Genomic DNA, 10856 nt, shown 5'->3' with positions numbered 1-10856 from the left:
ACGTTTTTGTTTAATCAATATGTTAAGGTTTAATGTCTTGTTTTAGTATTTGGCTTTGCTTTGATCCGGATCATGTTATTGTCTACCGTGTAATCAAAATAGCCGGCCGATTGTAGTAAGTCCAGTATTTCGGTCAAGGTCTCATGATGTTCAAAACGGGCCGATAGCTTATACTCCTTAAGTTTGGAGTCGCTCACTTTAATCGGAGTGTTGAATGTTTGAGAAAGTTCGTTCATGATTTCACCAATCGACGTTTCTGTGAAAATCAGTTTGTTATCTTGCCAAGCGGTTTCATCTTTAGCTTGTAGACCGAGTGAGTGACAAACTAATCCGTCGTTTTGGCTATAGGTGGCGCATTCGTTGGGTTTTAGTAGGGCTTCAACGTTCCTTTCACGGTTATACACTTTGACTGAGCCTTCGAGCAAGGTGGTTTTTGTTATTGGACTATTGGGGTAGGCATCTACATTGAAGTGGGTGCCTAATACTTGTACGTTGATCTCTTTGGTCTGTACAATAAAGGGATGTTGAGCATCTTTGGCGACTTCAAAATAGGCTTCACCTTTGAGGGTGACCATTCTCTTTTCGCCTTTAAATGATTCGGGAAAGGTGAGTGATGAATATCGGTTTAGTCGAATGAGTGTTCCGTCCGATAGGGTGACAGATTTTGTTTCTGCCAAGGTTTTAATGGTCATGATCTCCACAGAGGAGTTCACGTCATTCCAAGTTAATAGACAGATCAAAGCGATGGCTGCAGCCGATGAGAGTGTTTTGAAGAGTATTGTCCGATAAAAGGGACGGTGAGGGAGATGTGAGGCTAACTTCTTAAAACTGTTTTCGGCCGAAAAATCTCCGCTCGGAGAATGGGTGACTGAAGTGAGTTGTTCTAAAAGATGCTCTAAATCGTCTTCTTTATAGGGTGTGTTGGGCATGTCTTTATTTCCTTTTTTGTGTTCTGATCATAAAGACAGGGCGATGAGACAAATTCCCTATTCGTGAGGGTGAAAATATTTTTTTATTTTCTCTTTAAGACGTAGAGTGGCCTTCTGTACTTGTGCGTCTACGGTTTTCCGACTGATTTGATAGGTCTCTGCAACTTGTGCATAGGTCTGTTTGTCTTCTTTTATGGCTAAATAGACTGCTCTGCATTTGGTTGGAAGTTCTAGTAGGGTTTGCTCATAAAGCTTGAAGAGTTCTTCATCAAGTAGATCTTGTTCGGGAGAGTCTTGAGAAACTCCATGGTCGATAAATTCGTTGGTCAAGATCTCTTTTTCGCGCTGTTTTTTTTCTAAAAGGTTTAGAGAGGCATTTTTAATGGCTATGAAACAGTAGTTATCCCATTCCTTTATTTCATTGAGCGTTTTTCTTCGCTGCCATAGCGTTAAGAAAAAATCTAAAACGACTTCTTGAGCCCATTCGTCTTGCTTTAGATAATAATAGGCTATGCGAAAAAGACGATTATAGAAGAGGTTGTAAAGCTCTCGGAAAGCAGATTGAGAATCGTGATTTTTTATGTTGTGAATTAATCGGTTTAAGTTTTCGTCCATCAGTTTGTCGTAAATGGCGACAAAAGTAATGTTTTTTCTTTAAATTATATCAAATATAGAGGGGGAAGGAGAAAAAAGGAGTGAATGTACGTCAAGAGACTATTCCTGGACATAATGTGCATGTTATTTTGATGAAAACACCTTTTATTTGTATCTGAAAATATAAAATTAAGAATTACCTACTCTAAAAATGAAAGACATGATGAAGTATCAACTCTATGTTTTACTCTGCTTTGTTTTATTCAAAAGTCCTGTATTTGCACAGAAGATTGAAAATCTGAAAGAACTGAAACTAGAATCAAAGAACGAACTGTTTCATCGATTGGGGAAAGCCCCTCTTACACCTGCCTTTGAGTCGGAAGGTTACTGGGCTTGGGGAAGCTCTGTTGTAAAGGGGGAAGACGGAAAATACCACATGTTTGTGTCTCGTTTCCCAAAATCACTCCCTTTTCACCCGGGGTGGATGGTTGCCTCAGAGATCGTACATGCCGTATCCGATACACCGGCAGGCCCTTATCAGTTTAGTGAGGTTTCTCTTCCTGCTCGAGGGGCACAATACTGGGATGGACGATCCACGCATAATCCTCGTATTTTGAAATATAACCATAAATACTATCTGATCTATATGGGCTCTACCCATCCTTTTACAGAGCCGACTTATGACGAATTGACTTTAAGCAGTCCATGGTGTATTGTAGGCCGTTCTAATAAACGAATCGGCCTGGCGGTTGCTGATAGCCCTTATGGTCCATGGAAGCGTTTTGACGAACCCATTTTAAAAACGAAGGCCAATACTTTCTATAGTTTTCTAACGTCCAACCCTTCTCCCATCTTGCAGGAAGACGGTTCTGTACTCATGATCTTTAAAGGACGTGCTCATACTGAAAATGGAAAATATTCAAAAATGTCATTAGGTATTGCTTATGCTCCTTCTATTGAAGGTCCTTATATTGTTTTGAATAATGACCGTTCTATTTTTGAGGTCAATGGGCAAGGAGAGGCTGAAGATCCATTTTTGTGGAAAGATAAGCGAGGATATCATGCCATTTTCAAAGATCACGTTTCTAAATTTACCGGAGAAAGAGGCGGCGGCGTAATGGCGCATTCTACAGATGGAATTCATTGGACGATAGATAAGGATCCGAAAGCGTACTCACGTACAGTAGAATGGGAAGACGGAACAGTTGAGATGCAGGGGCAGTTGGAGCGTCCGTTCTTGCTGATTGAGGATGGAAAGGTAACTCATGCCTTCTTTGCTACGATGAATGGTCCCGGAGGTTTCGAGAATGCCACTAAGTCATGGAACATGGTTATCCCACTTCGATAAATTGATTGATAAAGCAAAGAGGATGTATCAAGACGATACATCCTCTTTGTCTTTTTATTGAGAGAAAGGGTTAAGCCAATGGCTCTATTTCACTCAAATTCTTTTCAATCTCATCATCGCTAAGTGAATAGTTGACGAGATCACCTGAGAGGTATTTATCGTATGAAGCCATATCGATCAAACCATGACCGGATAGGTTGAATAGGATAACCTTTTCTTCACCGCTTTCGGTGCATTTATGGGCTTCTCTGATCGCAGCAGCAATAGCGTGACACGATTCCGGAGCAGGAATGATACCCTCAACTTGTGCAAACAAGCAACCGGCTTCGAACGACTCCAACTGTTTGATGTCGACCGCTTCCATCAATCCGTCTTTTAATAATTGCGAAACAATAACTCCTGCGCCGTGGTAGCGAAGTCCCCCGGCGTGAATATTGGCTGGAGCGAAATTGTGACCTAAGGTGAACATTGGAAGGAGCGGAGTGTATCCGGCTTCATCACCAAAATCGTATTGAAACTTACCGCGAGTGAGTTTTGGACAAGAGGCTGGCTCGGCTGCAATGAAGCGAGTGGTCTTTCCTTCAAGAATGTTGTGACGCATGAAAGGAAACGAGATGCCTCCGAAGTTTGATCCACCGCCAAAACAACCAATCACCATATCAGGGTATTCACCGGTCATCTCCATTTGTTTCTCCGCTTCCAATCCGATGATGGTTTGGTGAAGGGTGACATGGCTCAATACCGATCCAAGCGTGTATTTACAGTTGGGAGTAGCTTGTGCTAGCTCGATGGCTTCTGAGATGGCTGTTCCCAATGAGCCTTGATGGTTCGGGTGAGCGGTCAGGATATCTTTCCCGGCACGTGTCGACATTGACGGTGAAGGGGTGACTTGTGCACCAAAGGTTTGCATGATGCTTCTGCGGTAAGGCTTTTGTTCGTAGCTGATTTTAACCTGATATACTGCAGCATCTAGTCCAAAGAGTTTGGCTGCATAAGACAAAGAGGCTCCCCATTGTCCTGCACCGGTTTCGGTGGTTACATTGGTTACGCCTTCTTCTTTGCAGTAGTAGGCTTGTGGAATAGCCGAGTTTAATTTATGCGATCCCATAGGACTCACACTTTCGTTCTTGAAATAAATATGTGCAGGTGTATTGAGCGCTTTTTCCAATCCATATGCACGAACGAGTGGGGTACTACGGTAATATTTGTACATCTCACGTACTTCTTCGGGAATTTCGATCCATGCATCGGTCTGGTTTAACTCTTGATGGCAGAGTTCTTTGGCAAAGATCGGATACATGTCTTCCGCTTTTAAGGGTTGTTTTGTGCCCGGATGAAGTGGAGGTAGCGGTTTATTGACCATATCGGCCTGTATGTTGTACCAGTAACGAGGTATATCTTCCTCCGACAATAGGAATCGTTTTTGTTTGTTGCTCATAATCTGTCGTTTTTGTGATTTTGGGAGCCAAATGTAGATATTATTTTTTGTATTTGACTTAAAAAACTGACAAAGAATCGGTAAAAACCATTTTTTTGATTATGTTTGTAAGGATCTATTTTTTGATGAAATGAAAACTTATCATAAATTCTTTTTATATCAGAATAAACTGTTAAGACCTTATTTACGACTGTTGCTTAATGGGGTGACAGCTCTTAGTTATCTGGCCTCTATCTTATTTATCGTTGGGATTGTTTATGAGTACGGATTCCCACTTACAGAGGTTGAACAGACTAAGATCAATACGCTCTATCACGTGGTTTGGCTTTTCTTCTTGATGGATGTGAGCACACATTTGTTGTTGGATTATCAAGAGACAAAAAAGACGTACCGACGATTTGCTTGGGTGTTGAGTTGGCTGCTCTATCTGAGTCTGGTTCCAGTCATCTTTCATCGTCCGGAGGTCGATGGAATGGTTCTGAATATCTGGGAATTTCTCAATGGTAAACTTTATCATACCGTTCTTTTATTTCTATTCTCTTTTTTAAGCTTATCGAACGGTATTGTGAGGTTATTGGGAAGGCGTACTAACCCTTCGCTAATTTTAGCCATCGGATTTTTAGTGATCATTATTGTGGGTACGGGGCTTTTGATGTTGCCTAGGTGTACGGTAAACGGTATTTCTTGGGTAAATGCGCTGTTCACTGCCACAAGTGCCGTGTGTGTCACAGGATTGGTTCCGATTGATGTCTCGACGACATTTACTACGTCAGGACTAGTGGTTGTGATTTTATTGATTCAGATTGGCGGATTGGGAGTGATGACCCTCACAAGTTTCTTTGCGATGTTCTTTATGGGAAATACGTCACTGTATAATCAGTTGGTGGTTAGGGATATGATTAGTTCCAACTCTTTGAATTCTCTTTTATCGACATTGCTTTATATCCTGGGTTTTACTTTGATTATAGAAAGTACGGGAGTTTTACTTCTTTGGTGGGATATCCATGGGACGTTGGGGATGACTTTGGAGGAGGAGATCGGACATGCTGTTTTCCATTCCATTTCGGCGTTCTGTAATGCCGGATTTTCTACCTTTTCTAATAATCTCGGGTATGCTCCTTTGATGACGGGGCATAATAGTTTTTATTTGACTATCTCGGTATTGGTTATTTTGGGTGGAATCGGTTTCCCAATATTGGTAAATTTCAAGAATATAGCTTTTATTCATTTACGTCGTCTTTGGACATTTTTAAGAACACGTCAGGTGGAACGAATCAGAGTGAGGCATTTATATAATCTGAATACCAAGATTGTTTTAATGGCGACCTTCATTTTATTGGTTTTAGGAACATTGTCTTTATTGCTTTTGGAATGGGATAAGGGCTTTGCCGGTATGAGTGTAGCCGATAAGTGGACCCAGGCTTTTTTTAATGCCGTTTGTCCGAGAACAGCCGGTTTTAGTAGTGTTAATTTGGCGACTTTCAGCATACAGTCTATTCTGATTTATATGGTTTTGATGTGGATTGGAGGAGCCGCACAGTCTACGGCCGGTGGAATCAAGGTAAATGCGTTTGCCGTGGCCTGGCTGAATTTAATGGCGGTATTACGCGGAACAGATCGCGTAGAGGCTTTCGGTCGAGAACTGTCACCCGATTCTATTCGAAGATCGAATGCAACGGTGGTGATGTCGTTGGGGATGATCTTTATCTTTATTTTTCTAATTAGTCTATTCGACCCTCAGGCTTCGCTGATGTCTATTGCATTTGAATGTTTTTCAGCTTTAGGAACGGTAGGTGCCAGCTTGGGGTTGACTCCTTTGCTTAGTGATGAGAGTAAATTGCTGATTTCAGTATTGATGTTTGTGGGCAGAGTTGGTCTAATCACTTTAATGTTGGGCATCGTTCGCCAAAAGAAGCATACGAAATATCGCTATCCAAGCGATAACATTATTATAAACTGATATTAAATAGTTTACTTATGAGATATATTGTCATAGGACTTGGTAATTATGGGCATGTCTTGGCTGAGGAACTTTCGGCTTTAGGCAATGAAGTGATCGGAGTTGATTCGGATCCGAATAAAGTGGACACCATAAAGGATAAGGTGACGACAGCGTTTGTGATTGATGCAACAGACGAACACTCATTGGATGTGTTGCCATTGGAGAATGTAGATGTGGTGATTGTGGCTATCGGTAGTAATTTTGGAGCTTCTGTTCGGGCAGTGGCTTTGCTCAAACAAAAAAAGGTTGAGCAGATTTATGCGAGAGCTATTGATTCTGTACACCGCTCTGTGCTTGAGGCTTTTGGCCTAACTCGAATTTTAACTCCTGAATATGATGCTGCTTTAAACTTAGTGCAGTTGCTCGACTTCGGAACCGCAGTGGAGGCTTTTCGTGTGGATGCGGACTATTATGTGGTGAAGTGTCCGATACCTAAACGTTTAGTCGGGTTTAAACTGAATGAGTTAGGCTTGGATAAGGAGTTTAACCTAAAGTTAATCGGTCTTATTCGGCATGAGAAGATCACGAACTGTTTGGGAATAGGAGTGATGGAAGAGCATGTGAATAATAGTTTGCCGGTGGATGAAGTTATACTTGAACATGATAGATTAGTCTGTTATGCCAGATATCGTGATTTTCAATCGTTTTGGAAGGCTTTCTGATTTGATTGATAAGAAAAATGCAGAGGCTCTTAAACCTTTTATTCCTTTTTTAGTCCTATATTCAGTTGCAACAAGATAATTCAATATTAAATTAAAACTGAAAAATGATGAAAAAGATAAGTTATTTATTCGTACTACTGATGATGGTAGGTAGTGTTGCTTTTGCACAAAAAGATCAGAAAACTCCAAGAGCAAAGAAAGTGGATCCAAAAGTTCGTGTGGAACGCATGACGGAACGCATGGCAAAAGAATACGCGCTTACAGATAAGCAAAAGGAACAACTCTTTGAAGCCAATCGGGCTTTGGTTGAAAAAATGGATCAATATCAGGTTAGTTCAAGAATGCATAAGAAAGGTGCAGGTCTTCAAGGTAAGGATTCTATTGCTGCTAAGAAACAAATGTGTTGCAAGGCAAAAAGATTGTCCAAAGAGGAACGCGTGAAAAGACGCGAGGAACTTAAAAAGGTTCATGAAGCGTATGATGCTCAATTGAAGTCGATTATGACTAAAGATCAATATGAAGCATTAACAAAGAAACAGGCGGAACGTCGAGAAGAAAACAGAAAGCGTTAAATACGTTTTTAGAGGTAATATTTGTAAATATCCCTCCCTTTTTGTTCCTTTGTTCAGTAATAATAAACAGATAATTCAATGATGAAGATACTGAATACTTTTATTGCGACACTAGTGATTGTCTTAATTAGTGCGTGCGGTGGAAAAAGTTCTGATAAGGCTGGGAATGGCGAACAGGAAATATCTCTTAAGGATAGTATTGATGCTCGCGGTGTGCAATCGATGCAGGAGTCGAAGAGTGAAATGGCAATCGAATTTAAAGGCAAGTCTTATTCTTCGATGGTATATCGTTGTCCGGATGAAAGTTTGCCTCATGTGAAGAATGATATGGGGGATACCTATATGGATAATAAGATTTCGGTGCGTCTAATGAGCGGAACAACAGAGATTTTCAATAGGACTTTTACTAAAAATGATTTTTCCGCTGTAGTCGATTCTGATTTCTTAAGCAAGTCAATTTTGGAGGGTATTGTTTTCGATAAGACTTCGCCAGACGGATTTGTCTTTGCTGCAAGTGTTTGTTATCCTCAAACGGACTTATACATGCCATTGTCCATCACAGTCACAAAAGAAGGTAAAATGACTATTCGAAAGGTGGATATGCTCGAAGATAACCTTTCTGAACAGACCTCTGAGTAAACAAATCTTGTTCGTCGAATATTATACAAATATGATAGTTTTTGAAACAAATGAAAGGCAGTCATTCGACTGCCTTTTTTATTTTCGCACTCATTATTTAACTAACATAAAACTTAATGAAAAAGAACATCTTCTTATTTTTACTTGCAACTATTGGGGGAGCTTACACCTTTGCTCAGAGTCAACCCTCTCTTGTGCCATTGAAGGAACGCGTAAATGTTCAAACGGATTCTGCTCGGGTTAATCAAATTATTGACGGACAATGGGTGGCGGTTGGAACTAAAAAGTCTCATGCTATACAACGTGATTCCCAATTAAAATTTAATGGTGTGCCTTCTTATCGATTTGAGTTGAGAGAAGACGATAACACTTTAGAGGGTTACGCTAAGGGAGAAACAAAAGGGCGTGCCGAATTTTCTTATTGTTATGCTACAGCCGAGGATTTTAAAGAAGCATCGGCCGATGTTTACGAAAAGGCTCAGATTGCTAAAACTGTTTATCATCATGGTAAGGGCTTTTGTGGTCAAGGGAGTTCACGCGATTATCAGTTTTCTATTTATATTCCTTCATCTTTAAGTCCGGAGGTATCGACTATCTTTGCACAGTGGCATGGTATGCCCGACCGGACATTAGTACAAACGCCTGACGGAGAGATCAAAAAGCTAACGATTGAGGAATTTATGAAAATCGATGAGTGTACGATCTTTAAAAAAGATATCGGTCATGAGAAGCTGATCAAGAAAGATAAAGATGGTAATTCTATAAAGGATAAAAAGGGAAACATTGTATATAAAACCGGTAAAAAGAATGGTTGGTTGGTCGAACAAGGTGGGTATCCGCCTCTTGCTTTCGGCTTTTCTAACGGATGGTTTTATATTAAGGCAAACTCTGACCGTAAATGGTTGAGCGATAAAACCGATCGTTGTAACGTTAACCCCGAAAAGGCGGAAGTAATGAAACCATTGAAGTCTGAATATAAGGCGTCGACCATTGCGTATAAATTGCCGTTTGCCGATTTTCCAAAAGATTGTTGGGTGACTTTTACGATTCATATTGATTGGACAGTTTATGGAAAAGAGGCCGAAACGATTGTGAAACCAGGGTTACTTGACGTAAAGATGGCTCATCAGTCGGGACAGAAAAAAATAGAACGTGCGATTGTTGATCGTCAACCGATTTTGATTGGTCGGAATGATGAGGATGGTTACTATTTCAAATTTGGTATTTATCGAGTAGGGAACAGTACGATACCGGTATGTTATAACTTAGCCGGCTATTCTGAGAAATAGAATGAGCTGAAATACAAGGTCTGCTGGTTGTGTGAGATATGACGATTAGTATAGAGATCATTGATTAGAGACGCCCCTTGTTGAAAAAGTATTCTACATTTGAATACCTATTCAACAAGGGGCGTTTATATACGAAATTAGGCCATTATCCTTCGATAATAGTTATTCATCTACATTTGCTGATAATCTTTAGCCAATCCTCCTTCACTTGTTTCTTTATAAAGCGAAGGTAAGTCGTGTCCGGTTTGCTTCATGACTTGTACGACTTTATCGAACGAGACCCGATGGATACCGTCAGTAAAGGTGGAATAGATATTGGCATCGAGTGCACGGGCAGCGGCGTAAGCATTGCGTTCGATACAAGGAATTTGTACCAGACCGCAAACAGGATCGCAAGTCATGCCCAAGTGATGCTCAAGTCCCATTTCTGCTGCATATTCGATCTGCGCGGGACTGCCTCCAAAGAGTTGATTGGCTGCCGCAGAAGCCATGGCACAGGCCACGCCAACTTCACCTTGACAACCGACTTCTGCTCCTGAAATAGAGGCATTATGTTTGACGATATTTCCCACTAATCCTGCAGTAGCTAAGGCTCTGAGGATGCGCACGTCACTAAAGTCTCTACTTTTCTGAAGATGATAAAGCACTGAAGGGACAACACCGCATGATCCACAAGTTGGAGCGGTAACAATCTTTCCACCGGAAGCGTTTTCTTCGCTGACGGCTAGAGCATAAGCGAATACGAGTCCACGTGATTGCATCGATTGTTTAAATCCTTTAGCTCGGATATAGTAAGTTGAAGCTTTACGACGCAGGTTGAGTGGCCCAGGCAGTACGCCTTCGGTATCTAGTCCTCTTTCGATCGCTTCTTTCATGGTTTTCCAAACCTCTTCTAGGTAGTCCCAAATATCCGAATCCTCGCACTCTTTGACATATTCCCAATAGCTTTTTCCGGTATGTTCGCACCAATCGAGTATTTCAGTCATGCTGTTCATAGCATAGACTTCCGGACTCTCATTGTCGGCACTACTACTGTTTTGCTCGGCCAAAGCTCCTCCACCAATGCTGTAAACAGTCCAGTTTTCTTTTGGGCGTTTATCTCCATTGTAGGCGCAAAAGGTCATGGCATTGGGATGGAACGGCAGAAAGACTTTAGGCTGCCATACAATCTCGGTTGGCGCAATGGGCTGTAAGATGTCTAAGATCGCTACATCGGTCATGTGTCCTTTTCCGGTAGCCGCTAAGCTTCCGTATAAGGTTACTCTAAATGAGGAGGCATCAGGATGTCTTTCGGCAAATTGTTCTGCCGCTTTTCGCGGTCCCATAGTATGACTACTCGAAGGTCCGACCCCAATTCGAAATAACTCTTTGATCGATTTCATT

At 41.2% G+C, this 10856-nt stretch carries 10 protein-coding genes; 6 read left to right on the top strand and 4 right to left on the bottom strand.

The features are described from left to right. Positions 1-29: 29 nt before the first annotated feature. Entirely contained in the window at positions 30-929 is a 900-nt protein-coding gene (locus AC4PG5_RS06220; RefSeq protein WP_492030550.1) for a FecR family protein, read from the bottom strand. A 57-nt stretch (positions 930-986) separates the two neighbouring features. Next, complete coding sequence (locus tag AC4PG5_RS06215) at positions 987-1547, bottom strand: RNA polymerase sigma-70 factor (protein WP_492030700.1); 561 nt, start codon at positions 1545-1547, stop codon at positions 987-989. A gap of 196 nt (positions 1548-1743) precedes the next feature. Here AC4PG5_RS06215 and AC4PG5_RS06210 point away from each other — a divergent pair, with 196 nt between their 5' ends. Next, complete coding sequence (locus AC4PG5_RS06210) at positions 1744-2871, top strand: glycoside hydrolase family protein (protein WP_492030549.1); 1128 nt, start codon at positions 1744-1746, stop codon at positions 2869-2871. Positions 2872-2941: 70 nt separating this feature from the next. On the opposite strand, the gene AC4PG5_RS06205 is transcribed toward AC4PG5_RS06210, so the two are convergent. Beyond that, the gene (locus tag AC4PG5_RS06205) at positions 2942-4309 is read right to left on the bottom strand and encodes a TrpB-like pyridoxal phosphate-dependent enzyme (RefSeq protein ID WP_492030548.1); all 1368 of its coding nucleotides are present in this window, start codon (positions 4307-4309) and stop codon (positions 2942-2944) included. Between the two features lie 130 nt (positions 4310-4439). On the opposite strand from AC4PG5_RS06205, the gene AC4PG5_RS06200 reads away from it, so the two are divergent. The 5 genes from AC4PG5_RS06200 (at position 4440) to AC4PG5_RS06180 (ending at position 9473) form a co-directional block, all read left to right on the top strand. Next, positions 4440-6269 (top strand): TrkH family potassium uptake protein, encoded by a 1830-nt coding sequence (locus tag AC4PG5_RS06200; protein ID WP_492030547.1) that lies wholly within the window; start codon positions 4440-4442, stop codon positions 6267-6269. A 17-nt stretch (positions 6270-6286) separates the two neighbouring features. Beyond that, positions 6287-6973 (top strand): potassium channel family protein, encoded by a 687-nt coding sequence (locus tag AC4PG5_RS06195; RefSeq protein ID WP_492030546.1) that lies wholly within the window; start codon positions 6287-6289, stop codon positions 6971-6973. A gap of 104 nt (positions 6974-7077) precedes the next feature. Continuing rightward, positions 7078-7545, top strand: a complete 468-nt coding sequence (locus tag AC4PG5_RS06190; protein WP_492030545.1) for a DUF4890 domain-containing protein — start codon at positions 7078-7080, stop codon at positions 7543-7545. Between the two features lie 78 nt (positions 7546-7623). Next, positions 7624-8184 (top strand): DUF4738 domain-containing protein, encoded by a 561-nt coding sequence (locus AC4PG5_RS06185; protein ID WP_492030544.1) that lies wholly within the window; start codon positions 7624-7626, stop codon positions 8182-8184. A 116-nt stretch (positions 8185-8300) separates the two neighbouring features. Continuing rightward, positions 8301-9473, top strand: coding sequence for a heparin lyase I family protein (locus tag AC4PG5_RS06180; RefSeq protein ID WP_492030543.1), 1173 nt, complete (start codon positions 8301-8303; stop codon positions 9471-9473). Between the two features lie 170 nt (positions 9474-9643). Here AC4PG5_RS06180 and AC4PG5_RS06175 read toward each other — a convergent pair whose 3' ends face one another. After that, on the bottom strand, positions 9644-10855 hold the full coding sequence (locus tag AC4PG5_RS06175) for an L-serine ammonia-lyase (protein WP_492030542.1): 1212 nt from the start codon (positions 10853-10855) through the stop codon (positions 9644-9646). Position 10856: the final 1 nt, after the last annotated feature.

This window comes from Bacteroides sp. QWL-09, from assembly GCF_058683585.1.
The sequence above is the reverse complement of the archived record's forward strand: the minus strand, read 5'-3'. Positions and strand labels throughout refer to the sequence as shown.

Coding starts and splice junctions, on each gene's coding strand:
- AC4PG5_RS06195 (WP_492030546.1), top strand. CDS start 6,287: ATGAGATATATTGTCATAGGACTTGGTAATTATGGGCATGTCTTGGCT.
- AC4PG5_RS06220 (WP_492030550.1), bottom strand. CDS start 929: ATGCCCAACACACCCTATAAAGAAGACGATTTAGAGCATCTTTTAGAA.
- AC4PG5_RS06200 (WP_492030547.1), top strand. CDS start 4,440: ATGAAAACTTATCATAAATTCTTTTTATATCAGAATAAACTGTTAAGA.
- AC4PG5_RS06190 (WP_492030545.1), top strand. CDS start 7,078: ATGATGAAAAAGATAAGTTATTTATTCGTACTACTGATGATGGTAGGT.
- AC4PG5_RS06210 (WP_492030549.1), top strand. CDS start 1,744: ATGATGAAGTATCAACTCTATGTTTTACTCTGCTTTGTTTTATTCAAA.
- AC4PG5_RS06205 (WP_492030548.1), bottom strand. CDS start 4,309: ATGAGCAACAAACAAAAACGATTCCTATTGTCGGAGGAAGATATACCT.
- AC4PG5_RS06185 (WP_492030544.1), top strand. CDS start 7,624: ATGATGAAGATACTGAATACTTTTATTGCGACACTAGTGATTGTCTTA.
- AC4PG5_RS06175 (WP_492030542.1), bottom strand. CDS start 10,855: ATGAAATCGATCAAAGAGTTATTTCGAATTGGGGTCGGACCTTCGAGT.
- AC4PG5_RS06180 (WP_492030543.1), top strand. CDS start 8,301: ATGAAAAAGAACATCTTCTTATTTTTACTTGCAACTATTGGGGGAGCT.